Origin of the sequence: Klebsiella sp. 10982, assembly GCF_048589245.1 — a bacterium.
In the GTDB taxonomy this organism is placed as follows: domain Bacteria; phylum Pseudomonadota; class Gammaproteobacteria; order Enterobacterales; family Enterobacteriaceae; genus Klebsiella; species Klebsiella quasivariicola.
On sequence record NZ_JBMAXV010000016.1, the window covers coordinates 1 to 26851 of the forward strand.

At 56.5% G+C, this 26851-nt stretch carries 21 protein-coding genes; 11 read left to right on the forward strand and 10 right to left on the reverse strand.

Going from position 1 to position 26851, the window contains the following annotated elements:
* Positions 1-31: 31 nt before the first annotated feature.
* Together yacL and acnB are read right to left on the reverse strand one after the other, a co-directional pair.
* Positions 32-394 (reverse strand): protein YacL, encoded by a 363-nt coding sequence (gene yacL, locus ACKLKD_RS13900; RefSeq protein WP_004204373.1) that lies wholly within the window; start codon positions 392-394, stop codon positions 32-34.
* A gap of 187 nt (positions 395-581) precedes the next feature.
* A complete protein-coding gene (gene acnB / locus ACKLKD_RS13905; RefSeq protein ID WP_016160302.1) occupies positions 582-3179 on the reverse strand; it encodes a bifunctional aconitate hydratase 2/2-methylisocitrate dehydratase in 2598 nt (865 codons plus the stop codon).
* A gap of 432 nt (positions 3180-3611) precedes the next feature.
* On the opposite strand from acnB, the gene ACKLKD_RS13910 reads away from it, so the two are divergent.
* Positions 3612-5216: a DUF3300 domain-containing protein gene (locus ACKLKD_RS13910; RefSeq protein WP_080897849.1), complete on the forward strand. Its 1605-nt coding sequence runs from the start codon at positions 3612-3614 to the stop codon at positions 5214-5216.
* A gap of 11 nt (positions 5217-5227) precedes the next feature.
* Complete coding sequence (locus ACKLKD_RS13915; RefSeq protein ID WP_025714634.1) at positions 5228-6028, forward strand: DUF2950 family protein; 801 nt, start codon at positions 5228-5230, stop codon at positions 6026-6028.
* A 45-nt stretch (positions 6029-6073) separates the two neighbouring features.
* On the opposite strand, the gene ACKLKD_RS13920 is transcribed toward ACKLKD_RS13915, so the two are convergent.
* The 5 genes from ACKLKD_RS13920 to pdhR all read right to left on the reverse strand — a co-directional run bounded on the left by ACKLKD_RS13920 (position 6074) and on the right by pdhR (position 13643).
* Positions 6074-6358, reverse strand: coding sequence for a hypothetical protein (locus ACKLKD_RS13920; protein ID WP_025710972.1), 285 nt, complete (start codon positions 6356-6358; stop codon positions 6074-6076).
* Between the two features lie 164 nt (positions 6359-6522).
* On the reverse strand, positions 6523-7947 hold the full coding sequence (lpdA, locus tag ACKLKD_RS13925) for a dihydrolipoyl dehydrogenase (protein ID WP_002888731.1): 1425 nt from the start codon (positions 7945-7947) through the stop codon (positions 6523-6525).
* Positions 7948-8153: 206 nt separating this feature from the next.
* Complete coding sequence (gene aceF / locus ACKLKD_RS13930) at positions 8154-10049, reverse strand: pyruvate dehydrogenase complex dihydrolipoyllysine-residue acetyltransferase (RefSeq protein ID WP_087805024.1); 1896 nt, start codon at positions 10047-10049, stop codon at positions 8154-8156.
* Positions 10050-10063: 14 nt separating this feature from the next.
* On the reverse strand, positions 10064-12727 hold the full coding sequence (aceE, locus tag ACKLKD_RS13935) for a pyruvate dehydrogenase (acetyl-transferring), homodimeric type (protein WP_025710975.1): 2664 nt from the start codon (positions 12725-12727) through the stop codon (positions 10064-10066).
* 136 nt (positions 12728-12863) lie between these two features.
* A complete protein-coding gene (gene pdhR / locus ACKLKD_RS13940; RefSeq protein WP_002888699.1) occupies positions 12864-13643 on the reverse strand; it encodes a pyruvate dehydrogenase complex transcriptional repressor PdhR in 780 nt (259 codons plus the stop codon).
* Between the two features lie 642 nt (positions 13644-14285).
* Here pdhR and aroP point away from each other — a divergent pair.
* From aroP to ACKLKD_RS13955, 3 genes are all read left to right on the forward strand, one after another.
* On the forward strand, positions 14286-15656 hold the full coding sequence (aroP, locus tag ACKLKD_RS13945) for an aromatic amino acid transporter AroP (RefSeq protein ID WP_080924727.1): 1371 nt from the start codon (positions 14286-14288) through the stop codon (positions 15654-15656).
* A gap of 184 nt (positions 15657-15840) precedes the next feature.
* The gene (locus tag ACKLKD_RS13950; RefSeq protein ID WP_080924728.1) at positions 15841-17247 is read left to right on the forward strand and encodes a glycoside-pentoside-hexuronide (GPH):cation symporter; all 1407 of its coding nucleotides are present in this window, start codon (positions 15841-15843) and stop codon (positions 17245-17247) included.
* The gene (locus tag ACKLKD_RS13955; protein ID WP_080924729.1) at positions 17247-18197 is read left to right on the forward strand and encodes a family 43 glycosylhydrolase; all 951 of its coding nucleotides are present in this window, start codon (positions 17247-17249) and stop codon (positions 18195-18197) included. Before ACKLKD_RS13950 ends, ACKLKD_RS13955 begins: the two co-directional genes overlap by 1 nt.
* Before the next feature lie 221 nt (positions 18198-18418).
* Here ACKLKD_RS13955 and ampE read toward each other — a convergent pair whose 3' ends face one another.
* Positions 18419-19273: a beta-lactamase regulator AmpE gene (ampE, locus tag ACKLKD_RS13960; RefSeq protein ID WP_025710979.1), complete on the reverse strand. Its 855-nt coding sequence runs from the start codon at positions 19271-19273 to the stop codon at positions 18419-18421.
* Entirely contained in the window at positions 19270-19833 is a 564-nt protein-coding gene (ampD, locus tag ACKLKD_RS13965; RefSeq protein ID WP_025710980.1) for a 1,6-anhydro-N-acetylmuramyl-L-alanine amidase AmpD, read from the reverse strand. Before ampD ends, ampE begins: the two co-directional genes overlap by 4 nt.
* A 133-nt stretch (positions 19834-19966) precedes the next feature.
* Here ampD and nadC point away from each other — a divergent pair, with 133 nt between their 5' ends.
* The 4 genes from nadC (at position 19967) to hofC (ending at position 24064) form a co-directional block, all read left to right on the forward strand.
* Positions 19967-20860 (forward strand): carboxylating nicotinate-nucleotide diphosphorylase, encoded by an 894-nt coding sequence (gene nadC / locus ACKLKD_RS13970; protein ID WP_025710981.1) that lies wholly within the window; start codon positions 19967-19969, stop codon positions 20858-20860.
* A gap of 181 nt (positions 20861-21041) precedes the next feature.
* Entirely contained in the window at positions 21042-21473 is a 432-nt protein-coding gene (gene ppdD / locus ACKLKD_RS13975; protein ID WP_025710982.1) for a prepilin peptidase-dependent pilin, read from the forward strand.
* 10 nt (positions 21474-21483) lie between these two features.
* Positions 21484-22869, forward strand: coding sequence for a type II secretion system protein GspE (gspE, locus tag ACKLKD_RS13980; protein ID WP_025710983.1), 1386 nt, complete (start codon positions 21484-21486; stop codon positions 22867-22869).
* Positions 22859-24064, forward strand: a complete 1206-nt coding sequence (gene hofC, locus ACKLKD_RS13985; RefSeq protein WP_025710984.1) for a protein transport protein HofC — start codon at positions 22859-22861, stop codon at positions 24062-24064. Before gspE ends, hofC begins: the two co-directional genes overlap by 11 nt.
* A gap of 36 nt (positions 24065-24100) precedes the next feature.
* Here the strand turns inward: hofC and ACKLKD_RS13990 are convergent, their stop codons facing one another.
* Positions 24101-25144: a GMP reductase gene (locus ACKLKD_RS13990; RefSeq protein WP_025710985.1), complete on the reverse strand. Its 1044-nt coding sequence runs from the start codon at positions 25142-25144 to the stop codon at positions 24101-24103.
* A gap of 343 nt (positions 25145-25487) precedes the next feature.
* Between ACKLKD_RS13990 and coaE the strand changes: the two genes are divergently transcribed.
* Positions 25488-26108 carry a dephospho-CoA kinase gene (gene coaE / locus ACKLKD_RS13995; protein ID WP_025710986.1) on the forward strand — a complete coding sequence of 207 codons (621 nt, stop codon included), beginning with the start codon at positions 25488-25490 and terminating at the stop codon, positions 26106-26108.
* Positions 26108-26851, forward strand: coding sequence for a cell division protein ZapD (zapD, locus tag ACKLKD_RS14000; RefSeq protein WP_025710987.1), 744 nt, complete (start codon positions 26108-26110; stop codon positions 26849-26851). Before coaE ends, zapD begins: the two co-directional genes overlap by 1 nt.

Consider the following 26851-nt stretch of genomic DNA (forward strand, 5'->3'; position numbering starts at 1 on the left):
GGTCTTGCGTCACACCGCATAAACGTCGTCATTAACGCTGCTGCATAAATTCACGATAAGCGGCAACCACCTGCAGGAAATCCTCCACGCCGCACAGGGAGAGGCTCTCTTCGTCGTAGTAGCTCATCCCCTCCTCGATTTCATCGCCAGAAAATTCCAGCTGATTGGCGCGGATCATTACCTCTTCGCCATCCAGCCACAGCGTATATTCATGGCCGGCCCGCTGCCAGGAACGTTCACTGCCCTTCACGGTGCGCGCAGCCTGCTCCACTTCGTCCAGCAGAGCAAGATTGTCTTTCACCTCTTCGTTGAACCAGTGGCCGATCGCCTCATGATCCATCGACATTCGCACCTTTACCACTCCGGTAATATCGCGCAGAAATTCGTAGTCCATAGTCTTTTCCTCTGCAAGGGCAATGCGTCACCGCTGCACTGTACCCATGCTGTAATTATCGCAGCAGACAGAAAGAAAAAAAGCGTAGCGGGCAGGAGGTTTGGAAATAAAAATGCCCGGTGACGCAATGTTCACCGGGCATTGGGGAGTTTATAACCAAACGATCAGACGGGCTGACCGTTTTGATTTAGACGGCGGTCTGGAAGATCACGCCGTCAGCTTTCTCAGTGTACTGATCCAGCTGGTTGAAGTTCAGATAACGGTAGGTATCTTCCGCGGTCTTATCCACCTGCGCCACGAAGGTCTGGTACTCTTCCGGCGTCGGCAGTTTGCCGAGCAGAGAGGCTACCGCGGCCAGTTCGGCAGAGGCCAGATAGACGTTAGCGCCAGTACCTAAACGGTTCGGGAAGTTACGGGTGGAGGTGGAAACCACCGTCGCGCCGTCTGCCACGCGCGCCTGGTTACCCATACACAGGGAACAGCCAGGGATTTCGATACGCGCACCGCTCTTACCAAACACGCTGTAGTAGCCTTCTTCGGTCAGCTGCGCGGCGTCCATACGGGTTGGCGGCGCCACCCACAGACGAGTCGGCAGCTGGCCTTTGTGGCTGTCCAGCAGCTTACCGGCGGCACGGAAGTGGCCGATGTTGGTCATGCAGGAGCCAATGAACACTTCGTCGATCTTCTCGCCCTGCACGTCAGACAGCAGACGAGCATCGTCAGGATCGTTCGGCGCGCACAGGATCGGCTCTTTGATATCCGCCAGATCGATGTCGATCACTGCCGCGTACTCCGCGTCAGCATCGGCTTCCAGCAGCTGCGGATCCGCCAGCCATTTCTCCATGCCCTGGATACGACGCTCCAGGGTACGGCGGTCGCCGTAGCCTTCGGCAATCATCCACTTCAGCAGGACGATGTTGGAGTTCAGATACTCAACGATCGGCTCTTTGTTCAGCTTGATGGTGCAGCCGGCGGCAGAACGCTCAGCCGAGGCATCGGTCAGCTCGAATGCCTGCTCGACTTTCAGATCCGGCAAGCCTTCGATCTCAAGGATGCGGCCAGAGAAGATGTTTTTCTTACCTTTCTTCTCAACGGTCAGCAGGCCTTGCTTGATGGCGTACAGCGGGATGGCGTGGACCAGATCACGCAGGGTGATACCCGGCTGCATTTTGCCTTTGAAGCGTACCAGCACCGACTCCGGCATATCCAGCGGCATCACGCCGGTCGCAGCGGCGAAAGCCACCAGACCAGAGCCTGCCGGGAAGGAAATACCAATCGGGAAGCGGGTGTGGGAGTCACCACCTGTACCCACGGTATCCGGCAGCAGCATGCGGTTCAGCCAGGAGTGAATCACGCCGTCGCCCGGACGCAGCGAAACCCCGCCGCGGTTCATGATGAAGTCCGGCAGAGTATGGTGCGTGGTGACGTCAACCGGCTTCGGATAGGCCGCGGTGTGGCAGAAGGACTGCATCACCAGGTCCGCAGAAAAGCCCAGGCACGCCAGGTCTTTCAGTTCATCACGGGTCATTGGACCGGTGGTGTCTTGAGAACCGACGGAGGTCATTTTCGGTTCGCAATAAGCGCCCGGACGGATACCGGCAACGCCGCAGGCACGGCCAACCATTTTCTGCGCTAGAGAGAAACCGCGGGTGCTTTCCGCCACGTCTTTCGCCTGACGGAAAACATCGCTGTGCGGCAGGCCCAGCGCTTCACGCGCTTTGGTGGTCAGGCCGCGACCGATGATCAGCGGAATACGGCCGCCGGCGCGCACTTCGTCGATCAGCACATCGGTTTTCAGCTCGAAGCTGGCCAGCAGTTCGTTAGTCTCGTGGTTACGCACTTCGCCTTTGAACGGGTAAACGTCGATCACGTCGCCCATGTTCAGGTTTGACACATCCACTTCGATAGGCAGCGCGCCCGCATCTTCCATGGTGTTGAAGAAGATTGGTGCGATTTTGCCGCCCAGGCACAGGCCGCCGCCGCGCTTGTTCGGTACGTTCGGGATATCGTCGCCCATAAACCACAGCACAGAGTTGGTGGCGGATTTACGCGAAGAACCGGTACCGACAACGTCGCCGACGTAGGCCAGCGGGTAGCCTTTCTGCTGCAGGGCTTCGATCTGCTTGATCGGGCCAACCACGCCGGGCTGATCGGGATCAATACCTTCACGGGCGTTTTTCAGCATCGCCAGCGCGTGCAGCGGGATATCCGGACGCGACCAGGCATCCGGCGCCGGAGAGAGATCATCGGTGTTGGTTTCGCCGGTGACCTTGAAGACGGTAACCGTGATTTTCTCTGCCAGCTGAGGACGGTTCAGGAACCACTCAGCGTCAGCCCAGGATTGCATGACCTGTTTAGCGTGCTCGTTACCTGCTTTGGCTTTCTCTTCTACATCGTAGAAGTTATCAAACATCAGCAGGGTATGAGACAGCGCTTTCGCGGCAATCGGCGCCAGTTTCGCGTCGTCCAGCGCATCGATCAGCGGATGAATGTTGTAACCACCCTGCATGGTGCCCAGCAGTTCAACGGCTTTTTCAGGGGTTACCAGGGGGGAGGTCGCTTCGCCCTTGGCGATCGCGGCAAGGAATCCAGCTTTCACATAGGCGGCTTCGTCGACGCCCGGCGGTACACGGTTAATCAGCAGGTCTAACAGGAATTCTTCTTCGCCCGCAGGCGGGTTTTTCAGCAGTTCTACCAGCGCGGCCATTTGGGTTGCATCTAAGGGTTTGGCAACAATCCCCATGGCGGCACGCTCAGCTACGTGCTTACGGTATTCTTCTAGCACGACGGTTCTCCTCGCTTCTCATTGTCATAATGCGGCCTACACGTCTTCTATCAATCTGCTTCGGTATTGGCTTCGTTTGCCGCGTGACGCATCTTGAAGGATTTAGTGGCTGGGCGATTTTCTTCACGCTCCTGTGAGACAGCAGTTTGTAGGGTAAATGCCCGATACCGCGTCGGCAGCATAGCAGGATTTTTGAAAGGTGTTAATCTGTTTACAAAAAAGCAACATTAAAATTTAGCTGAATCGTTAAGGGCAGGATATTGCAGGCTTTCTGTTCAAATCCCGCGACAAAAATTCCTGTCCGCATACAACGCTACGGGTCGATCCCAACAATAATCAATAAAAAGCCGTACCGCATACCTATACTCAGCAGACGAGCCGTTTTCGCCGATACTTAAGCGAGATGGGTTACCTTTTGGGTCAGGAGCTTCCATGTCACTGCCGTTTAAACCCCATATTATCGCCCTGCTCTGTAGCGCTGGCTTACTCGCGGCGGCGGGAACACTCTATGTGCAAAGCCGAACCCCGGCGACGATCGCTGAACCGCCAGCCCAGCCAGCGCCCGCAGCGTCGACGACGCAGCCGGTGACCACCACCTACACCCAGGCGCAAATTGACCAGTGGGTCGCGCCTATCGCGCTCTACCCGGACAGTCTGCTGTCGCAGGTGTTGATGGCCTCCACTTATCCCGACAACGTCATGCAGGCGGTACAATGGTCCCAGGATAACCCCGCGATGAAAGGGGATGCGGCGGTTCAGGCGGTTGCCAGCCAGCCGTGGGATCCCAGCGTCAAATCCCTTGTCGCTTTCCCTGCCCTGCTGGCGATGATGGGCGAAAATCCGCCCTGGGTGGAGAACCTCGGCAATGCGTTTTTGGCCCAGCCGCATGATGTGATGGATTCAGTGCAGCGCCTGCGCGCCATTGCCCAACAGACCGGGACGCTTAAATCCACACCGCAGCAGAAAGTGATTGTCACTCCTGCCGCACCGGTTGCTGCCAGCAGCAGCACGGCAGCAACGTCCACCACCCACTCGGCGGCGCCTGCGCCCACGCAGGTCATTAAAATAGAACCGACCAATCCGCAGGTGGTCTATGTTCCCAGCTATAACCCCTCCACCGTCTATGGCACCTGGCCGAACAGCGCCTATCCTCCGGTCTACCTGCCGCCGCCTCCCGGGGAGCAGTTTACCGATAGCTTCGTCAAAGGCTTCGGTTACAGCCTGGGCGTGGCCACTACCTGGGCGTTATTTAGCAGCATCGACTGGGATGATGATGATGACCACCACCATCACGATGACGACTATCACCACGGCGATTACTCGCATAATGGCGATAACATCAATATTAATGTAAATAATTTCAATCATATAACGGGAGAAAACCTGCCGGGTAACCACGTTAACTGGCAGCACAATCCTGCCTATCGCGGTCACACACCGTATCCCGATAATACGGTTGCTCAACGCTTCCATCAGACCAACGTTTCCGGCGGACTAAGCGCGACCCAACATGCGCCAGTCGATCGCGAAGCGCAGCGCCAGGCAGCGATGACCCAGCTGCAGCATAACGTACCGGCGGCGACAGCGGGCAACCTGGCGGCAAACAACGCCTCACGCGATGCCCAGCGTCAGGCAGCTTCGGCGCAGCTGAAGCAAGCCACCCAGCGCAGTAATTACCGCGGTTACGACAGTACGCCGACCCAGCAACAGCGTCGCGAGGCGGCAAAAACGCAGCTGAAAAATACCGCGCCGCAGCAACAGCAGCGTCGGGAAGCCGCCAGGAGCCACGAGCAGAACCGCACACCTCAGCAGCAGCAGCGCCGGCAGCAGTTCCAGTCCGCCACGCCAGCCCAGCGTCAGCAGACGGTCAGCCATCTGCGCGCCAACGCCCTTAGCGGCAACGAAAGCCGCGCTCCCTCCTGGCAAGCACAACAGGAACGAGGACTGCAAAGCCGCCAGTTTTCCGGCGTAAACCGCGAGTCACGCGACGGCGCCAGAGAGCGTTTTTCCGAACACCATGAACTGCGCCGTCGCTAAGGATGAGCAGAATGAGAAATCCATTATCCATCACCCTGTTGACATTACTGCTGTCGCCGCTTGCCGCCTTCGCTCAGCAGCAGTTTGCCACGCCGGAACAGGCCGCAACTGCGCTGGCCGAAGCGATCAGCCAGCCAAATGAAGACGCGCTGAGCGAAGTACTCGGCGATAACTGGCAGCAATTTTTACCCACCGATGGGATCGACCCCACGGCCGTCGACCGCTTTCAACGCGACTGGCAGGTGAAACACGTTATTGTCCAGCAGGGTGATAAAGCCTGGCTCGATGTCGGCAGCGAGGCATGGCGACTGCCCGTGCCCATCGTAAAAGCACCGAAGGGTTGGCGCTTTGATATGGCCGCTGGCGAAGAAGAGATCCTCACCCGCGCAATCGGCCGCAATGAGCTGTCAGCGATCGCCGCCATGCACGCGTACGTTGATGCCCAGCAGGATTACTATCAACTGAATCACCGCTGGGCACAGAAAATCATCAGCAGTGAAGGCAAAAAAGATGGTTTGTACTGGCCGACATCGCCTGGCGAAGCGCCAAGTCCGCTTGGCCCGGCCTTCAGCCCGACGGAGCCCGGCAGCGGTTATCATGGCTACCGCTTCCGGATGATTGCGGGTCGCGATGATCAGAGCGTCGCCCTGCTGGCCTGGCCAGTGGAGTGGGGAGAAACTGGCGTGATGAGTTTTATGATCGATCAGCACGATACGGTCTATCAGGCCAATCTCGGTGAAGAGAGTGCCGTAAAAGCACAGGCGATAACGCACTTTGCCCCTGACGCCGGCTGGCAGGTGGTGAAACCATAAAAAAACGCCCGGTTGCTTGCATGCAACCGGGCGTTTTATATTCGCTTAGCCCTGATGAGGCATCAGAGAAGGATCGCCGGCAAACGCCGGTTTAGTGCTGGATAATGCCGCTTCGTCAGCGCTGATACTGCCGGAATTCGCCGCCCATACCCCTTCATGCGTTTTTGTCACCTGCTGATGCTGAGCATTCAGATCCTGACCTACGGCCGCAATATGGGTCGTTTCCGTACCGCCGCTGTTGTCGGCCCAGGGAATGTTAGCGTCAGCGGCGCAGGCCACGCCGGTAAAAAATGTTGCAGCGACCAGCGCTGTGGTTAAAAAGCGTTTCATCTCACACCTCATCGATATCGTTAACTGCCTATAAGTTTACCGAGTGACTATTTTCAAAGTATGTATGAGGTGTAGCGGTTTATGAACAGCGACATAGTTCTAAACATCGGACATAAAAAAAGCGGCTCCGGGAGCCGCTTATGCTTTTTGCCTGAAAGAAAAAGTTACTTTTTCTTCGCTTTGGCGTTTGGCAGGTCGGTGATGCTGCCTTCAAAGACTTCTGCCGCCAGGCCAACGGACTCATGCAGAGTCGGGTGAGCGTGGATAGTCAGCGCGATGTCTTCAGCGTCGCAGCCCATTTCGATAGCCAGACCGATTTCACCCAGCAGCTCGCCGCCGTTGGTGCCGACAATCGCGCCGCCGATCACACGGTGGGTCTCTTTGTCGAAGATCAGTTTGGTCATACCGTCTGCGCAGTCGGAAGCGATAGCACGGCCGGAAGCCGCCCACGGGAAGGTGGCAGTTTCATAGCTGATGCCTTTCTCTTTCGCTTCTTTCTCAGTCAGGCCAACCCATGCCACTTCTGGCTCGGTGTAGGCGATGGACGGGATCACTTTCGGATCGAAGTAGTGTTTCAGGCCGGAAATAACTTCTGCGGCAACGTGACCTTCATGGACACCTTTGTGTGCCAGCATCGGCTGACCGACGATATCGCCGATAGCAAAGATGTGCGGCACGTTGGTGCGCATTTGTTTGTCAACGCGGATGAAGCCGCGATCGTCCACTTCCACGCCGGCTTTGCCTGCATCGAGGTTTTTGCCGTTCGGTACTCGACCGATAGCGACCAGCACCGCGTCGTAACGCTGCGCTTCCGCAGGGGCTTTTTTGCCTTCCATGGAAACGTAAATACCGTCTTCTTTCGCTTCAACGGCAGTGACTTTGGTTTCCAGCATCAGGTTGAATTTCTTGCTGATGCGTTTGGTGAAGACTTTAACGACGTCTTTATCGGCAGCCGGGATAACCTGGTCGAACATTTCCACCACGTCAATCTCTGAACCCAGCGCATGGTATACGGTACCCATTTCCAGACCGATGATACCGCCGCCCATGACCAGCATGCGTTTCGGTACGGACTTCAGTTCCAGCGCGTCGGTGGAGTCCCATACGCGCGGATCTTCATGCGGGATAAACGGCAGCTGAATCGGACGGGAACCCGCCGCGATGATCGCGTTGTCGAAGTTGATGACGGTTTTGCCGTTCTCGCCTTCCACTTCCAGGGTGTTAGCGCCGGTAAATTTACCCAGACCGTTAACCACCTTCACTTTACGGCCTTTGGCCATGCCAGCCAGACCACCGGTCAGCTGAGTGATGACTTTTTCTTTCCAGGTGCGGATCTTGTCAATGTCAGTTTTCGGCTCGCCGAAAACGATGCCGTGTTCGGCCAGCGCTTTCGCTTCTTCGATAACTTTTGCTACGTGCAGCAGCGCTTTAGAAGGGATACAACCCACGTTCAGACAAACACCACCGAGGGTGCTGTAACGTTCTACGATGACGGTTTCCAGACCTAAATCAGCGCAACGGAAGGCTGCAGAGTAACCTGCGGGGCCTGCCCCAAGTACCACGACCTGAGTTTTGATTTCAGTACTCATCATGACCTCTGTAATTTATATCCGGCGGGTCTGACGCTATTATTCTTACGCCCAAGTCCACCGGGACGTTCTATCCGCGTGTATTTTACAAAATTGTTAACAATTTTTAAACAACAAACGGCAAACGATTTTGTCCTTTGTTGCTGATAATCCCCAACAGCCTGAGGTTATCAGAAAAAAGCCGGCCGTCAGGCCGGCTTTTTCGCTTACATCACCAGGCGGCGAATGTCGCTCAGGGTGTTGTTAATGATGGTAATGAAGCGGGCACCATCAGCACCGTCGATGACGCGGTGGTCGAAGGACAGAGAGATCGGCATCATCAGACGCGGAACGAACTCTTTACCATTCCATACCGGCTCCATCGCGGACTTAGACACGCCGAGGATGGCCACTTCCGGCGCGTTAACAATCGGCGCGAAGTGGGTAGTCCCCAGGCCGCCGATGCTGGAGATGGTGAAGCAACCGCCCTGCATTTCGCCAGCCGTCAGCTTGCCATCGCGCGCTTTCTTGGAGATGGTGGTCAGCTCGCGAGACAGCTCGGTGATGCTCTTCTTGTTCACGTCTTTAAAGACCGGAACCACCAGACCGTTCGGAGTATCAACCGCCACACCGATGTTGATGTATTTCTTCAGCGTCAGGCGCTGACCATCTTCGGACAGCGAGCTGTTGAAGCGCGGCATCTGCTCAAGCGCAGCGGCAACCGCTTTCATGATGAAGACCACTGGGGTGAATTTCACGTCCAGTTTACGCTTCTCAGCTTCGGCATTCTGCTGCTTACGGAACGCTTCCAGATCGGTGATATCGGTTTTGTCGAAGTGGGTAACGTGCGGGATCATCACCCAGTTACGGCTCAGGTTAGCGCCAGAGATTTTCTGGATACGCCCCAGTTCCACTTCTTCGATTTCGCCAAACTTGCTGAAGTCAACCTTCGGCCATGGCAGCATGCCCGGGATACCGCCGCCTGCGGCAGCCGCCGGTGCGGATTCAGCGCGTTTAACCGCTTCTTTCACGTAAGCCTGGACGTCTTCGCGCAGGATACGACCTTTACGGCCGGTCCCTTTCACTTTCGCCAGGTTTACGCCGAACTCGCGCGCCAGGCGGCGAATCAGCGGCGTCGCGTGAACGTAAGCGTCGTTTTCAGCGAATTCGGTTTTACCTTCTGCTTTCGCAGCCGGTGCCGCGGCAGGCTTAGCGGCCTGAGTCGGGGCAGCAGCCGGTGCCGGTGCCGCAGCCTGAGCCGGAGCAGGCGCAGCGCCTTCCACTTCGAAGACCATAATCAGGGAACCGGTTTTGACTTTATCGCCGGTGCTGATTTTGATCTCTTTAACGGTACCCGCGAACGGCGCCGGCACTTCCATAGACGCTTTGTCGCCTTCGACGGTGATCAGGGACTGTTCCGCCGCGACTTTATCGCCAACTTTAACCATCACTTCGGTGACTTCAACTTCGTCGCCGCCGATATCCGGGACGTTAACGTCTTTCACGCCAGCGGCAGCGGCCGGAGCCGCGGCAGCCGCCGGAGCAGCAGCCTGTGCCGGAGCGGCCGCAGGCGCTTCGCCCGCCACGTCGAATATCATGATCAGGGAGCCGGTGGAGACTTTATCGCCGGTGTTGATTTTGATCTCTTTCACGGTACCCGCGAACGGCGCCGGGACTTCCATAGAGGCTTTATCGCCTTCTACGGTGATCAGGGATTGCTCAGCGGCGATGGTGTCGCCTACTTTCACCATGATCTCGGTGACTTCAACTTCATCGCCACCGATATCCGGGACGTGCACTTCTTTCGCTGCCGCGGCAGCTGCCGGAGCAGCAGCAGCCGGAGCGGCTTCTTTCTTCTCTTCCTGCGCAGGTGCAGCAGCTGCTGCACCGTCGGCGGAATCGAAAATCATGATCAGTTTACCGGTCTCGGTTTTGTCGCCGACGGAGACTTTAATCTCTTTCACGACGCCAGCCTGCGGAGACGGCACTTCCATAGAGGCTTTGTCGCCTTCTACGGTGATCAGCGACTGTTCAGCTTCTACTTTGTCGCCAACTTTGACCAGGATCTCGGTGATTTCAACTTCATCAGCCCCGATGTCCGGTACTTTGATTTCGATAGCCATTATTCTTTTACCTCTTACGCCAGACGCGGGTTAACTTTTTCTGCATCGATGTCGAATTTCGCGATAGCGTCAGCCACCACTTTCTTATCGATTTCACCACGTTTAGCCAGTTCGCCCAGCGCTGCTACGACCACGTAGGAAGCATCAACTTCGAAGTGGTGACGCAGGTTTTCACGGCTGTCGGAACGACCGAAGCCATCGGTACCCAGTACGCGGTAATCATCAGCCGGTACGTAAGTACGAACCTGCTCGGCGAACAGTTTCATATAGTCAGTGGATGCCACTGCCGGAGCGTCGTTCATCACCTGAGCGATATACGGCACGCGCGGGGTTTCCAGCGGGTGCAGCATGTTCCAGCGTTCGCAATCCTGGCCATCACGCGCCAGTTCGGTGAAGGAGGTGACGCTATACACGTCAGAACCCACGCCGTACTCTTTCGCCAGGATCTGCGCTGCTTCACGCACGTGACGCAGGATAGAACCGGAGCCCAGCAGCTGAACTTTACCTTTGCTACCTTCGAGGGTTTCGAGTTTGTAGATACCTTTACGGATACCTTCCTCGGCGCCTTCCGGCATGGCCGGCATGTGGTAGTTTTCGTTCAGCGTCGTGATGTAGTAGTAAACGTTCTCTTGCGCTTCGCCGTACATACGGACCAGACCATCATGCATGATGACAGCCACTTCATAGGCGTACGCCGGGTCGTAAGAGATACAGTTCGGGATAGTCAGTGACTGAATGTGGCTGTGACCATCTTCGTGCTGCAGACCTTCGCCGTTCAGGGTAGTACGACCGGAAGTCCCGCCAATCAGGAAGCCGCGAGCCTGCTGATCGCCAGCCGCCCAGCACAGATCGCCGATACGCTGGAAGCCGAACATCGAGTAGTAGATGTAGAACGGGATCATCGGCAGGTTGTTGGTACTGTAAGAGGTCGCTGCAGCCAGCCAGGATGCGCCTGCGCCCAGCTCGTTGATCCCTTCCTGCAGAATCTGGCCTTTCTCGTCTTCTTTGTAGTAAGCAACCTGCTCACGGTCCTGCGGGGTGTACTGCTGACCGTTCGGGCTGTAAATACCGATCTGACGGAACAGACCTTCCATACCGAAAGTACGCGCTTCGTCAGCGATGATCGGCACCAGACGATCTTTGATCGACTTGTTCTTCAGCATCACGTTCAGGGCACGAACGAAAGCGATAGTGGTGGAAATTTCTTTGTTTTGCTCTTCCAGCAGCGCGCTAAAGTCAGCCAGGGTCGGCAGCTCCAGTTTCTCAGTGAACTTCGGCTGACGAGTCGGCAGGTAGCCGTTCAGCTTCTCACGTTGCGCATGCAGGTAGGTGTGCTCTTCGGAACCTTCCGGGAAGGTCACGTACGGCAGTTTTTCGAGATCGGCATCAGCCACCGGCACATTGAAACGATCGCGGACATAGCGAACGCCGTCCATGTTCATTTTCTTAACCTGGTGCGCGATGTTCTTACCTTCAGCGGTATCGCCCATACCATAACCTTTGATGGTATGCGCCAGGATCACGGTCGGCTGACCTTTGGTCTCCTGCGCTTTCTTCAGTGCAGCGTAGACTTTCTTCGGATCGTGACCACCGCGGTTCAGGGCCCAGATCTGCTCATCAGTCCAGTCAGCAACCAGGGCAGCGGTTTCCGGATATTTGCCAAAGAAGTGCTCACGAACGTAAGCGCCGTCTTTGGATTTGAAGGTCTGGTAGTCGCCGTCAACGGTTTCGTTCATCAGCTGAATCAGCTTACCGCTGGTGTCTTTACGCAGCAGCTCATCCCAACGACCGCCCCAGATAACCTTGATAACGTTCCAGCCCGCACCGCCAAAGATGCCTTCCAGTTCGTTAATGATTTTACCGTTACCCGTTACCGGGCCGTCCAGACGCTGCAGGTTGCAGTTGATGACGAAGACCAGGTTATCCAGTTTTTCACGAGTTGCGATGGTGATAGCGCCTTTAGATTCCGGCTCATCCATCTCACCGTCGCCGAGGAAGGCGTAAACGGTTTGCGCAGAGGTGTCTTTCAGACCACGGTGTTCCAGATATTTCAGGAACTTAGCCTGATAAATCGCACCCAACGGCCCCAGACCCATGGATACGGTCGGGAACTGCCAGAACTCCGGCATCAGTTTCGGGTGCGGATAAGAGGACAGACCATTACCGTGAACTTCCTGACGGAAGTTGTTCATCTGCTCTTCGGTCAGACGGCCTTCCAGGAAGGCACGTGCATATACGCCCGGAGAGATGTGGCCCTGGAAGTAAACCAGATCGCCGCCATCTTTTTCAGTGCGCGCACGGAAGAAGTGGTTGAAGCAGACTTCGTAGAAAGTCGCAGAAGACTGATAGGACGCCATGTGGCCGCCCAGTTCAAGATCTTTTTTCGATGCGCGCAGAACGGTCATGATGGCGTTCCAGCGAATCGCAGAACGAATACGACGTTCCAGATCCAGATTGCCCGGGTATTCCGGTTCATCTTCAACGGCAATAGTGTTGACGTAGTTGCCGGCGGAAGAGCCTGCCGCAACCTTCACTCCGCCTTTACGGGCTTCAGAAAGGAGTTGGTCAATCAGATACTGAGCGCGCTCAACACCTTCTTCACGGATGACCGATTCGATCGCCTGTAGCCAGTCGCGAGTTTCGATCGGATCCACGTCATTGTGTAAACGTTCTGACATGGGGGTATTCCTTATCTATCTAATCGTTGATTAATCTGGAACCTGTCCCATTGAACTCTGTGTTCTTCACGCTGGAACAACCCAAAATTCAATAAGACAGGTTCTGCGTTTAGTTGCCGCGCTCTAAAAATGGCGCTTAAGAACCGGAGTTCTCGTCCTTTCGTTGCTGTAAACGACGCAGTGAACGCTCTCGACGGCTCTGCTCACGGCTACGATCCAGCAAAATTTCCTCAATGAACGCCAGGTGACGGTGCGACGCCTCACGCGCCTGCTCCGGCTCCCCGGCCATTATCGCCTCGAAAATACGAGTACGATGGTTGCTGACCAACGGGAGCATTTCCCGGCGGGCATACAGCAATTCAAAGTTCTGACGAACGTTCTGTGCCAGCATCGGCTCCATACACCTTAGCAGATGGAGCAACACCACATTGTGTGCCGCCTCGGTGACGGCGATTTGATACTGGACGACGGCGCCGGACTCGGCGTCGAGGTCGCCGGACTGTTGGGCCCGTTCAATAGCCTGATGCAGCTCGCGGATACGATCGCGGTCTTCATCGTTGCTACGCAGCGCCGCGTAATAGGCTGCAATGCCTTCCAGCGCGTGACGGGTCTCAAGCAGATCGAATTGGGATTCAGGGTGATCGGACAGCAGCTCGACCAGCGGATCGCTGAAGCTCTGCCATAGGCGGCTCTGAACAAACGTTCCACCTCCCTGACGACGAAGCAACAAGCCCTTGGCTTCGAGGCGTTGAATCGCCTCACGTAGCGAGGGGCGGGAAACATCGAACTGTTTAGCCAGTTCGCGTTCAGGCGGGAGTTTTTCACCGGGGCGCAATGTCCCCTCAAGGATCAGAAACTCCAGCTGCTGCTCTATCACATCGGATAATTTTGGTTGGCGGATTTTGCTGTAGGCCATATTCCCTGTCTCTGCCATTAGCCCGGAGTCAATTGGTCTTACCAATTTAAAGTTCGTAGCGCTAAAGTAACAAAGTATTCACCTTCTGTCCATACAGGTTTTGATTGAAATCAGTAAACCACGGACATTTTAACAACCTTACAGAAATAACATTTCAGAAATGTAACCTTGCACAAATGTTACGTTTACTCATAAAGAGGTAGCGTTAACTTAATAGAAACGAAAAATTACGCTTTCTGAACCGATTCAACTCTGCAATATACGAATAAAAAATCAAACAAAATGAATAAATAGACAGCACAGGACATGCATGTGAATATGACAAATTGTGACTATTGATGTCTTTTTAGACACTTCGTCATCATCCCTTCATAAAGCAGGTGCATTCAAACGCGCCTACCACTATTCTCCCTGAGACGAAAGGCCTTTTTCTGAATTAACGCCTAGCCTTCCGTAAACAAAACAATACAGAAACGGAAGTCGCAAAATACACAAACACAACAATATGTGCGCGACATCACTCGGGTAAAAAGCGGGCCACAGCGCCCAAATTTTCGCTGGCTATGCTTTCTGCAGGGACAGCAGTGAAGCAGCAACCTGACGGATGACGTACACAAAAAATAACCACACACGAGGTTTCATATGGAAGGTCAACAGCACGGCGATCGGCTGAAGCGCGGCCTGAAAAACCGCCACATTCAGCTCATCGCGCTGGGCGGGGCTATCGGCACCGGCCTGTTTCTGGGGAGCGCGTCCGTCATTCAGTCCGCCGGCCCGGGTATCATTCTTGGTTACGCTATCGCCGGCTTTATCGCTTTTCTGATCATGCGTCAGCTGGGTGAAATGGTGGTGGAGGAGCCGGTAGCCGGCTCGTTTAGCCACTTCGCATATAAATACTGGGGCGGCTTTGCCGGCTTCGCTTCCGGCTGGAACTACTGGGTGCTGTATGTCCTGGTGGCCATGGCGGAACTGACCGCTGTGGGCAAATATATCCAGTTCTGGTGGCCCGAAATCCCGACCTGGGCCTCGGCGGCGGTCTTCTTCATCGCTATCAACGCCATTAACCTGACCAACGTGAAAGTGTTCGGTGAAATGGAGTTCTGGTTCGCGATTATCAAAGTAGTCGCCGTGGTGGCAATGATTCTGTTCGGTGGCTGGCTGCTGTTCAGCGGCAACGGCGGCCCGCAGGCGACGGTACGTAACCTGTGGGACCAGGGTGGCTTCCTGCCGCACGGCTTTACCGGTCTGGTGATGATGATGGCGATCATCATGTTCTCCTTCGGCGGTCTGGAGCTGGTGGGCATCACCGCCGCGGAAGCGGATAACCCGGAGCAAAGCATTCCGAAAGCCACCAACCAGGTTATCTACCGTATCCTGATCTTCTACGTTGGCTCACTGGCGGTGCTGCTCTCTCTGCTGCCGTGGACCCGCGTGACCGCAGACACCAGCCCGTTCGTCCTCATCTTCCATGAACTTGGCGATACGCTGGTGGCTAACGCCCTCAACGTAGTGGTGCTGACGGCCGCTTTGTCGGTTTACAACAGCTGCGTCTACTGCAACAGCCGGATGCTGTTCGGCCTTGCCCAACAGGGTAACGCGCCGAAAGCGCTGCTCAGTGTCGACAAACGCGGCGTGCCGGTGAATACCATTCTCGTCTCTGCCCTGGTCACCGCGCTGTGCGTGCTGATCAACTATATGGCGCCGGAGTCCGCTTTTGGTCTGCTGATGGCGCTGGTGGTCTCCGCTCTGGTGATCAACTGGGCGATGATTAGCCTGGCGCATATCAAATTCCGTCGCGCCAAGCAGCAGCAGGGCGTCGTCACGCGCTTCCCGGCGCTCTTCTACCCGCTGGGCAACTGGCTGTGCCTGCTGTTTATGGCGGCGGTGCTGGTGATTATGCTGATGACCCCGGGGATGGCGATTTCCGTCTGGCTGATCCCGGTCTGGATCGCGGTGCTGGGCGTGGGCTATTTGTTTAAACAGAAAGCCGCCGCCACCATAAAAGCACAATAATACATCTCATCAATAGCGCTCTTTGCTCTGCGTCTGCTTGTGAATAACGGGCGCAGAGCATTGTTATCTGCTTCACACTTTCCTCTCCATAGCTGTTTTATCCATATCGTCAACGAGTTACTGCAACGTATTTCCCTCCATAGCAGCCAATAATTCTCTCCATACTGCAACGGAGAGACCGCACATGGCAGACAACAAATTATCTATAAAAGAGAAGATTGGTTACGGGATGGGGGATGCCGGATGCAATATTATCTTTGGCGCCATCATGCTGTTTGTGAACTATTTTTATACCGATATTTTCGGCCTGGCGCCGGCGCTGGTGGGCGTATTACTGCTGTCAGTGCGCGTTATCGACGCGGTGACCGACCCGATTATGGGCGCCCTTGCCGATCGCACCCGCAGTAAATATGGCCGCTTTCGTCCATGGCTGCTGTGGATTGCCTTCCCCTACGCCCTGTTTAGCGTGCTAATGTTCACCACCCCTGAGTGGACCTACAACAGCAAAGTTATCTATGCGTTTGTCACCTACTTTCTGCTGTCGGTGACCTATACCGCGATTAATATCCCTTACTGCTCGCTGGGAACGGTGATGACCGCAGACCCGAAAGAGCGCGTGGCCTGCCAGTCCTATCGTTTTGTCATGGTGGGTATCGCCACGCTGCTACTGTCATTGACGCTGCTGCCCATGGCCGACTGGTTTGGCGGTGCCGATAAAGCGAAGGGCTATCAGATGGCGATGACCGTACTGGCCTTTATCGGTATGTGCATGTTTTTATTCTGCTTCGCCACCGTGCGTGAACGCATACACCCGGCGGTACAAACCAATGACGAGCTGAAGAAAGACCTCAAAGATGTGTGGAAAAATGACCAGTGGGTGCGCATCCTGCTGCTCACGCTGTGTAACGTTTGCCCGGGCTTTATCCGCATGGCCGCCACGATGTACTACATTACCTGGGTAATGGGACAAAGCACCCATTTTGCCACCCTGTTTATCAGCCTCGGCGTGGTCGGGATGATGATTGGCAGCATGCTGGCGAAAGTCCTCACCGACCGCTGGTGCAAGCTACAGGTCTTCTTCTGGACCAACATCGTGCTGGCGATCTTCTCCTGCGCCTTCTATTTCTTCAATCCGCACGCCACCACGTTGATTATGGTGCTCTACTTCCTGCTCAATATCCTGCATCAGATCCCTTCCCCGCTGCACTGGTCGCTGATGTCCGACGTTGACGACTATGGCGAGTGGAAAACCGGTAAGCGCATCACCGGTATCAGCTTCTCCGGCAATCTGTTCTTCCTCAAGGTCGGCCTGGCGGTCGCCGGAGCGATGGTCGGTTTCCTGCTGTCATGGTATGGCTACGATGCTGGCGCGAAAGCACAAAGCGCCTCCGCGCTGAACGGTATCGTGCTGCTGTTCTCGGTCATCCCCGGCGTCGGCTATCTGATCACCGCCGGCGTGGTACGCCTGCTCAAGGTTGACCGCACCCTGATGCGCCAGATTCAAAGTGATTTAGAGAAGCGCCGCAGCAACTACAGCGAGCTGAACGAATACCAGGAACTGAAAACCAGTGAACACGTAAGGAAAGCCTGATGAACAACTGGCCAAACCCGTTTATTGAACAGCGCGCAGACCCCTTTATTCTGCGCCACCTTAATCACTACTACTTTATTGCCTCGGTCCCGGAATATGACCGGCTGGAGATCCGGCGCGCGGCAACCCTTGAAGGATTGCGCGATGCTGAGCCGGTGGTGGTCTGGCACGCGCCGCAAAGCGGGCCGATGAGCCAGCTGATTTGGGCGCCGGAGCTGCACGAAATAGACGGTAAGTGGTATATCTATTTTGCCGCCACCCATACTCACGATTTGGATGCGCTGGGGATGTTCCAGCATCGCATGTTCGTTCTCGAGTGTGCTGACAGCGATCCGCTAACCGGCCGCTGGCAGGAAAAAGGCCAGGTCGTCACGCCTTTCGATACCTTCGCCCTCGATGCCACCACCTTTACCCATCAGGGGAAACGCTGGTATCTGTGGGCGCAAAAATCCCCGCATATCGAAGGCAACTCAAACCTGTATCTCGCCGAAATGGCTAATCCGTGGACGCTAAAAGGCGAGCCGGTCATGCTGAGCAAGCCGGAGTTCGACTGGGAGTGCCAGGGATTTAAGGTCAACGAAGGTCCCGCGGTGCTGGTGCATGGCGATAAGCTGTTCATCAGCTATTCCGCCAGCGCTACCGATGAAAACTACTGCATGGGGTTACTCTGGATCGATCTGCAGGCCGATCCGCTGCAGCCGACGAACTGGCATAAAGCCCCGCAGCCGGTCTTTCGTACCAGCTATGAAAACCGCCAGTATGGCCCGGGTCATAATAGTTTTACCCAAACGCCGGAAGGAGAAGATGTGCTGGTGTATCACGCGCGGAATTACACCGAGATAGAAGGCGATCCGCTGTATGACCCCAATCGCCACACGCGGTTAAAACTGGTCAACTGGCGGGAAGACGGGATGCCCGACTTCGGTATTCCACCAGCGGATACGCTGTAGCGATTCGGTATATGACCCGCTAGCGCAGGTTCTGCAGGCCGGGTCAGGCGAAGCCGCCACCCGGCAATATGACGGGCACGGCGTCTGATATCTCGCCCGGCGGCGCTGTTGCCTGCCGGGCCTGCGTGGTGTGAGCCCCAGGCCGGATAAACGCAGCGCTATCCGGCAAGCAAAGTCCCGCTGGTACATGTACTGTGGCTGGCAGAAGCGGGCTCAGGCCGTTAAACCAGGGTACCGTAAATCGTCAACAGCGCCATGATCACCACTACCACCAGCGACGTTTTCTTGGCCATCGATACGGCGGCTTTGGGCGTCGCCACTTTATCCACGTGCGGTTCACGGGCCAGGGAATACTGCGCCAGGCGCGTCAATACCTGATACTGCGACGAATGGCGGTCGCCTAACGAGGCAAACCACGCCGGCAGCGCTTTCTCACCATGCCCCACCAGGGCATAGACTACCCCCACCAGGCGTACCGGCAGCCAGTCCACAATATGCAGAATTCCATCGATCCCGGACTGCAACCGATGGTGCGGCGTCTGGTAGCGAGCCAGCCATGTCTGCCAGGCGCGCAGTACGCTGTAAGCGATAAGCGTCAGAGGGCCCCACGCCCCACCCACCACAAACCAGAACAGCGGCGCCAGATAGTATCGATAGTTAATCCACAGCAGCGCATTTTGCAGCTCACTCAGGTATTCACGCTCATCGCAGCCCGGAGGGACGCCGTGGATCAGCGTCAACTCGCTGGCCATGGCATCGCAGGCGCGACTGTCATTGCGCGACGCTGCTTTCAGATAAGCATGATAATGCAGCCGAACCTTGCCTGCCCCAATGCACAGCAGGCCCAGTAAGATCCAGAACACCAGCAGCGGTACGTTAAACAACTGCCCCTGCAGCAGGCGCTGAATGATATAGACGACCACAACGGCCACCAGCGTCATCAGTAGCGTGCCCAACAGAGAAAAATGTTTTATCCGGCGGAACACCACCTCCAGCCGATGATCAAGCTGCCAGTGTTCGCCCAGCTTAAACAGCCGTTCGGCGATAAGCACCAGCAGCGTCGTAAACAGCGTCATGAGGTCTCCTTTTCTGACGGTACGCTAAGTAGCGCCCGGTATTTTTGCCAGTTAAAGGCCGGTCCCGGATCGGTCTTGCGCACGGGCGCAATATCGCTATGACCTGCAATGTTGTTAGCGATGGCCGGATAACGCGTGATGAGGAGATCGGTTATCGCCGCCAGCTGTCGGTACTGCGCATCGGTATACGCCAGGGTATCCGTGCCTTCCAGCTCAATACCGATGGAAAAATCATTGCAGCGTTCGCGTCCCTGATAACAGGAGACCCCCGCATGCCACGCACGCTTATCGAAAGGCACATACTGCACGATTTCACCATCACGGCGAATCAGACAATGTGCGGAAACACGCAGATGAGCAATCTCCGCAAAGAAAGGATGTGCCTGCGGATCCAGGGTGCCGGTGAACAGCGCATCAATCCACGGGCCACCAAATTCGCCTGGTGGCAAGCTAATGTTATGCACCACCAGTAAGGAAGGGGTTTCTTCATCCGGACGGCAGTCATGGTGCGGCGAGGGAACCCGACGCGCGCCGACCAACCATCCCTCGTTCAACTGCATGCGGGATCTCCTTTCGCGAACTCATGCTTCCGGGCCACACGCCGGCCCAAAGGATGAAGTGTGTATGGTACTGAAACGTCGTTCAGGTTAGCATGTTTCCCACTTCTGAATCTTATCTATCTGGAGCTTTATCATGTCGCCTCGTCGTTATAACCCCGACCGCCGCCGTGACGTGCTGCTGGAACGTATTAATCTCGATATTACCGATGCTGTCGCACACTCCCTGCGGGAAGATTTGGGCGGCGAAGTCGACGCCAACAACGATATTAGCGCACAATTATTGCCACAGGATGCACGCTCTCATGCAGTGGTCATTACCCGCGAAGATGGTGTCTTCTGTGGGAAACGCTGGGTGGAAGAGGTCTTTATTCAGCTCGCCGGCGATGACGTGAACATCACCTGGCATGTGGCCGATGGCGACGCCGTCAAAGCCAACCAGCCGCTGTTCGAACTGGAAGGCCCGTCGCGTATCCTGCTCACCGGCGAACGCACAGCACTGAACTTTGTGCAAACCCTCTCCGGCGTCGCCAGCGTCGTCCGTCGCTATGTCGACCTGCTGGCGGGCACTAAAACTCAACTGCTTGATACGCGTAAAACCCTGCCAGGGCTGCGTACCGCGCTAAAATATGCCGTACTCTGCGGCGGCGGAGCCAACCACCGCCTGGGTCTGTTCGACGCTTTCCTGATTAAAGAAAACCATATCATTGCCTCCGGCTCGATCCGCCAGGCGGTGGAAAAAGCGTTCTGGCTGCACCCTGACGTGCCGGTGGAAGTGGAAGTGGAAACCCTGGATGAGCTGGAGCAGGCGTTAAAAGCCGGCGCTGATATTATTATGCTCGATAACTTCACCACCGACCTGATGCGTGAGGCGGTGAAAATCACCGCGGGCCAGGCGGCGCTGGAGGTTTCCGGTAACGTCACCTTTGACACCATCCGCGAATTTGCCGACACCGGCGTCGACTACATCTCCGTCGGCGCCCTGACCAAACATGTGCAGGCGCTCGACCTGTCGATGCGCTTTCGCTAAGGTTCAGGCCTTCACGTTCTGCTACGTGAAGGCCTAAATTTGCGACCCGTCTCGCAGCCCCCCATGCTCACCCTGCAATCAGAGTAAAAACCCTGGAACCCGGTTTCCCGGATCGTTTTCGTCTCCTCGCCTGGTTCGCGAGATCCCGTCACAGTGCTCCTCTCACAACAAGGAGCGACTTATGGATAAACAACGAGGTTTTACCCTGATTGAACTGATGGTGGTTATTGGGATCATCGCCATTCTCAGCGCCATCGGCATCCCGGCCTATCAAAACTATCTGCGTAAAGCGGCCCTCACCGACCTGCTGCAGACCTTTGTCCCCTACCGGACGGCCATCGAACTTTGCGCGCTCGATCATGGCGGCCTGACGGTATGCGACGGCGGCAGCAACGGCATCCCCTCGCCCACCACCACGCGCTACCTCTCCGCGATGAGCGTGGCCAAAGGCGTCGTCACCCTTACCGGCCAGGAGAGTCTGAATGGACTGGGCGTCACCCTGACCCCGACCTGGGATAACGCCGAGGGCATCACCGGCTGGCAGCGGGTCTGCACCATCACTGGCAACAGCGCGCTTCAGCAGGCCTGCGAAGACGTCTTTCGGGTGAAGTGAGGGCGAAAAGATGAAAACAGAACAGCTGATCCCACTTTGTCGTCGCTATCACGCCCTGCTGTTGCATAGCGATGAGCAGACCATTTCTATTGCGGTGGTGGATACCCCACCGGCGGAGCTGATGGAGGCGCTGCGCTTCGCGACACAAAAACGGATCGATATTGAATGCTGGAACCAGGAACAGATGGACAAGCGTCTGCAGGCCCAGGAAAAGCAGGCGCAACTGGCGCAAAACGCAGGACCAGAAAATATCGCCGAGCGGGTCAACCAGATCCTCGAGCAGGCTCTGCGACAACGAGCATCCGATATCCATATTGAGCCTACGGAAACCCACTTACGCATCCGCCTGCGAGTCGACGGCGTCCTTCACGCCCTGCCGCTACTGGCGCCCGAGCTGGCCGCACCGGTTATCGCGCGACTCAAGGTGATGGCCAGTCTGGATATCGCCGAGCATCGTTTGCCGCAGGACGGCCAGTTCGCCCTCAACCTCGCCGGACGGTCACTCTCCTTTCGTATCGCCACTCTGCCCTGCCGCTATGGCGAAAAAATTGTTCTGCGCCTGCTACATCAGGTGGATCAAGCGCTGGATCTGGAGGCTCTCGGCCTCTCATCCTCCCAGCTGGCGGCCTTTCGCCAGGCGCTGAACCAGCCACAGGGGCTGCTGCTGGTCACCGGCCCAACCGGCAGTGGTAAAACGGTGACCCTCTACAGCGCCCTGCAGGCCAGAAACCGGGAGCAAGTAAACATCTGTAGCGTGGAGGATCCGCTGGAGATCCCTATCGCCGGAATGAATCAGACGCAAATCAACCCCCGCGCCGGACTGACCTTTCACAGCGTGCTGCGCGCCCTGTTACGCCAGGACCCGGATATTGTGATGGTGGGTGAAATCCGCGATGCCGAGACCGCTGAAATCGCGCTCAAAGCCGCCCAGACCGGTCATCTGGTACTGTCCACTCTGCACACCAACTCCACCAGCGAAACCCTGACTCGTTTGCAGCAAATGGGCATTGCTCGCTGGATGATCTCTTCTGCGCTCTCGCTGGTTATCGCCCAGCGTCTGGTCCGCAAGCTGTGTCCCCACTGTCGGCGCAATGCCGGCAGCGCCGCCGACCTGCCGCACAGCCTGTGGCCACGCCCGCTGCCACGCTGGCAGGCGACGGGCTGCGAACACTGCTATCACGGGTATTATGGGCGTCTGGCGCTGTTCGAAGTATTACCTGTCACCCCAGCATTACGTCAGGGAATAGTCCAGGGGTTGAACGCTATTGAAATTGAATCTCTGGCGCGAGCAGCGGGCATGATGACGCTCTTTGAAAGCGGCTGTCAGGCTATCGAGCAGGGATTGACCAGTCTTGAAGAGGTGGTGCGGGTGCTGGGGATACCTCATGGCGACTAAGCGTCTCTGGCGCTGGCGAGGTGTCGATGCGCAGGGCGCGCCTCGTCAGGGGATGTTATGGCAAGCCAGTCGTCTGGAGGCGCTGCACCACCTCCAGCAACAGCGCATCATGCCGCTGGCCGTGCGCCGCTGTCCAGTGAAGCAGAGCCTGTGGCATCCGCGCTACAGTAGCGAAACGATCCGTCAGCTCGCCACTCTTCTGGCGGCCGGGCTGCCGCTGGCGGACGGGTTAACGCTGCTGGCGCAGCAGCAACCGCATGCGCAGTGGCAGGCGCTGCTTGAGGCACTGGGCCGCGAGCTGGCTCAGGGCGTAGCGTTCTCTACCGCGCTGGCGCAGTGGCCGCAGGCCTTTCCGCCCCTTTATCTGGCGATGATTAGCACCGGCGAACTAACGGGCAAGCTTGACATCTGCTGCCTGCAGCTGGCCAACCAGCAGCAGGAGCAGCAGCGGCTTGCCGGTAAGGTCAAAAAAGCGCTGCGCTACCCGCTGATCGTGCTCTCCCTGGCGTTGGTGGTGGTGCTGGGAATGCTCTATTTTGTCCTGCCCGAGTTTACTGCCATCTACCAAACGTTCAATACGCCGCTGCCGCTGTTGACGCGGATCGTCATTGCGGCAGGCGATATGCTGAGTCGTGGTTGGGCACTGCTGTTGGCCATTCTGCTCAGCCCATTGCTGCTCAACCAACTGGTCCGGCAGCGTAGCGACTGGCTGCTGCGTCGCCAGCGTTTGCTTAACGCGCTCCCCCTCGTCGGCCCCCTGATCGGCGGCCAACAGCTGAGTCTGATATTTACCATCCTGGCATTAACCCAAAGCGCTGGCATTAGCTTCCTGCAAGGGCTGCAAAGCGTTGAAGAGACCCTGTCGTGTCCACTGTGGCGTCAGCGCCTGGCACAGGCACGTGAGCGGATAGCGCAAGGAGAACCCATCTGGCAGGCGTTAAGCCGCTGCGGTGGTTTTACACCGCTGTGTCTGCAGCTCATTCGCACCGGTGAAAGCGCGGGGGCCCTGGATCAGATGCTGGAAAACCTGGCACACCATCATCGGGAGCAAACCCATCAGCGCGCCGACAGTCTGGCTGCGCATCTGGAACCTCTCATGCTGGTGATAACCGGCTCGCTGGTCGGCATCCTGGTGGTGGCGATGTATTTGCCCGTTTTTCACCTCGGCGATGCCATTGGCGGGGCGGGAGGATGAGAAATGCTGGCACCGCACTGGCGCCAGCGCAGCCGGTTACAGGCTGTTGAAAACCCGGTTCTCTTGTTCCTGAACGCGGATAAAGGTCGTCCGTTTGGTCAGCTCTTTCAGTCGCGAGGCGCCAACATAGGTGCAGGCAGAACGCAGGCCGCCGAGAATGTCGCGTGCGGTATTGTCCACCGGACCACGCAGCGGCAGCTTAACGGTTTTGCCTTCCGCCGCGCGGTATTTCGCCACACCGCCCACATGGCGCGTCATCGCCGACTCGGAGCTCATGCCGTAGAACAGCATGAATTTCTCGCCGTTTTCTTCAACGATGGTGCCGCCGCTCTCTTCATGGCCTGCCAGCATGCCGCCAAGCATCACGAAATCGGCGCCGCCGCCAAAGGCTTTCGCGACATCGCCAGGCATTGTGCAGCCGCCGTCACTGATGATCTGGCCGCCCAGGCCGTGCGCCGCATCAGCGCACTCAATCACGGCGGAGAGCTGCGGATAGCCGACGCCAGTTTTGACGCGGGTAGTACAGACAGAGCCCGGGCCAATCCCAACTTTCACAATATCGGCGCCGGAGAGGATCAGCTCTTCACACATTTCACCGGTAACCACGTTCCCGGCGATAATGGTTTTCTGCGGCCAGGCTTCGCGGGCTTTCGCCACGAACTGGACGAAGTGCTCAGAGTAGCCGTTGGCGACATCAATGCACACGAAGCTCAGTTGTGGGTTCTGAGAGAGGATCTGTTGGGTCTTTTCGAAATCCGCATCGGAAGTACCGGTGGAAACCATCACATGCTTGAGTGTGTCTGCGGAGGCTTCCTGCACAAACGCCTGCCACTCTTCAGCAGTGTAATGCTTATGTACAGCGGTCAGAATGCCAAAAGTGGCCAGTGCTTTCGCCATGCTGAAGGTGCCGACGGTATCCATGTTAGCCGCAATAATTGGCACACCGGACCAGGTCTGGCCTGAATGTTTAAAGGTGAATTCACGTTCCAGCTCAACATCAGAACGACTTTTGAGGGTAGAGCGTTTCGGGCGGATAAGAACGTCTTTGAAACCAAGCTTCAGATCTTCTTCAATACGCATGTGCGAATTCCTGGGGTTAATGGCATTAATGTGAGAGCACAACTCCAGTGACGTTATCATACGCACGAATCAGGCCCGCGCAAGACTGCGATTTTCACTTTTTTTACGCTACAATCGTATAAATTTACCTGGTGAATAGTGAAAAAAGCGCTAACGCCTTCACCCGCCAGTGTATTATTTTTAACCATTTGATTTGCTTGATTAAAAGAAACAGAATAGCGGACGGCGTTCCCGGTTGGCACGGGACCTCACGACATGATCACTGTTGCCTCCCCGGCGTACCGCCAGTTATCGCTGTCTGAATACAAATAAATACGAGCAATCCGTTTCAGGGTCAGAAGATATGGGGTACACAGTCGCGTTAACAGGCGGGATCGGTAGCGGTAAAAGTACGGTCGCCGACGCCTTCGCGCAGCTCGGGGTTAACGTTATCGATGCCGATGTCATCGCCCGTCAGGTCGTCGAGCCCGGTACCCCGGCACTCCAGGCCATTGCCGGCCACTTCGGGCCACAGATGATTGCCGCCGACGGCACGCTAAACCGTCGCCTGCTACGGGAAAAAATTTTTGCTCATGTGGAGGAAAAAGCCTGGCTCAACGCGCTGTTGCATCCGCTGATTCAGCAGGAAACGCGCCGCCAGATGCAGGCCGCTACCTCCCCTTATCTCCTCTGGGTCGTACCTTTGCTGGTCGAAAACCGCCTGTCCAGCCAGGCCGATCGCGTACTGGTCGTCGATGTGCCAAAAGAGACGCAAATCGAACGCACTATGCTGCGCGATAAGGTCAGCCGCGAACATGCTGAACATATTCTTGCCGCCCAGGTCTCGCGCGAGCAGCGCCTGGCCATCGCGGACGATGTTATTGAAAACACTGGCACGCCGGATGCAGTGGCATCGGATGTTGCCCGCCTGCACGAAAAGTATTTAACGCTGGCATCGCAGGCCGCCTCACAGGAAAACTCGTAATGCATACCCCCGTTCTGTTTGAACATCCTCTTAATGAGAAAATGCGCACCTGGCTGCGCATTGAATTTCTGATCCAGCAGATGGCTTTCCATCCCCTGATTGCCAGCCATGCCGATGCGCTCCATTTTTTCCGTAACGCCGGCGATCTGCTGGATGTTCTGGAGCGTGGCGAGGTACGTACCGACCTGGTCAAAGAGCTGGATCGTCAGCAGCGTAAGCTCCAGTCCTGGGCAGAAGTGCCGGGCGTCGATCAGGAGCGTATTAACGAACTGCGCCAGCAGCTGAAGCAGTCCTCCAGCACCCTGATGGCCGCGCCGCGCATTGGTCAGTTTCTGCGTGAAGATCGCCTGATTGCGCTGGTGCGTCAGCGCCTGAGTATTCCTGGCGGCTGCTGTAGCTTCGATTTACCGACCCTGCATATCTGGCTCCATATGCCGCAGTCACATCGTGATGAACAAATAGCCAGCTGGCTTGCCAGCCTCGATCCGCTGGTCCAGTCCCTGAGCCTGATCCTCGATCTGATCCGTAACTCTGCTCAGTTTCGTAAACAGACCAGCCTCAATGGCTTTTACCAGGATAATGGCGAAGACGCCGACCTGCTACGACTGCGTCTCGATCTGGCCTATCAGCTCTATCCACAAATTTCCGGCCATAAGAGCCGTTTCGCCATCCGTTTCCTGCCGCTGGACAGTGAATATGGGATCGTGCCGGAACGCTTTGATTTTGAACTGGCCTGCTGTTAA

Coding starts and splice junctions, on each gene's coding strand:
- aroP (WP_080924727.1), top strand. CDS start 14,286: ATGGAAGGTCAACAGCACGGCGATCGGCTGAAGCGCGGCCTGAAAAAC.
- gspE (WP_025710983.1), top strand. CDS start 21,484: ATGAAAACAGAACAGCTGATCCCACTTTGTCGTCGCTATCACGCCCTG.
- ampE (WP_025710979.1), bottom strand. CDS start 19,273: ATGACGCTGTTTACGACGCTGCTGGTGCTTATCGCCGAACGGCTGTTT.
- ACKLKD_RS13920 (WP_025710972.1), bottom strand. CDS start 6,358: ATGAAACGCTTTTTAACCACAGCGCTGGTCGCTGCAACATTTTTTACC.
- zapD (WP_025710987.1), top strand. CDS start 26,108: ATGCATACCCCCGTTCTGTTTGAACATCCTCTTAATGAGAAAATGCGC.
- aceE (WP_025710975.1), bottom strand. CDS start 12,727: ATGTCAGAACGTTTACACAATGACGTGGATCCGATCGAAACTCGCGAC.
- coaE (WP_025710986.1), top strand. CDS start 25,488: ATGGGGTACACAGTCGCGTTAACAGGCGGGATCGGTAGCGGTAAAAGT.
- ACKLKD_RS13915 (WP_025714634.1), top strand. CDS start 5,228: ATGAGAAATCCATTATCCATCACCCTGTTGACATTACTGCTGTCGCCG.
- ACKLKD_RS13950 (WP_080924728.1), top strand. CDS start 15,841: ATGGCAGACAACAAATTATCTATAAAAGAGAAGATTGGTTACGGGATG.
- yacL (WP_004204373.1), bottom strand. CDS start 394: ATGGACTACGAATTTCTGCGCGATATTACCGGAGTGGTAAAGGTGCGA.
- lpdA (WP_002888731.1), bottom strand. CDS start 7,947: ATGAGTACTGAAATCAAAACTCAGGTCGTGGTACTTGGGGCAGGCCCC.
- ppdD (WP_025710982.1), top strand. CDS start 21,042: ATGGATAAACAACGAGGTTTTACCCTGATTGAACTGATGGTGGTTATT.
- ACKLKD_RS13990 (WP_025710985.1), bottom strand. CDS start 25,144: ATGCGTATTGAAGAAGATCTGAAGCTTGGTTTCAAAGACGTTCTTATC.
- aceF (WP_087805024.1), bottom strand. CDS start 10,049: ATGGCTATCGAAATCAAAGTACCGGACATCGGGGCTGATGAAGTTGAA.
- pdhR (WP_002888699.1), bottom strand. CDS start 13,643: ATGGCCTACAGCAAAATCCGCCAACCAAAATTATCCGATGTGATAGAG.
- ACKLKD_RS13955 (WP_080924729.1), top strand. CDS start 17,247: ATGAACAACTGGCCAAACCCGTTTATTGAACAGCGCGCAGACCCCTTT.
- ACKLKD_RS13910 (WP_080897849.1), top strand. CDS start 3,612: ATGTCACTGCCGTTTAAACCCCATATTATCGCCCTGCTCTGTAGCGCT.
- hofC (WP_025710984.1), top strand. CDS start 22,859: ATGGCGACTAAGCGTCTCTGGCGCTGGCGAGGTGTCGATGCGCAGGGC.
- nadC (WP_025710981.1), top strand. CDS start 19,967: ATGTCGCCTCGTCGTTATAACCCCGACCGCCGCCGTGACGTGCTGCTG.
- ampD (WP_025710980.1), bottom strand. CDS start 19,833: ATGCAGTTGAACGAGGGATGGTTGGTCGGCGCGCGTCGGGTTCCCTCG.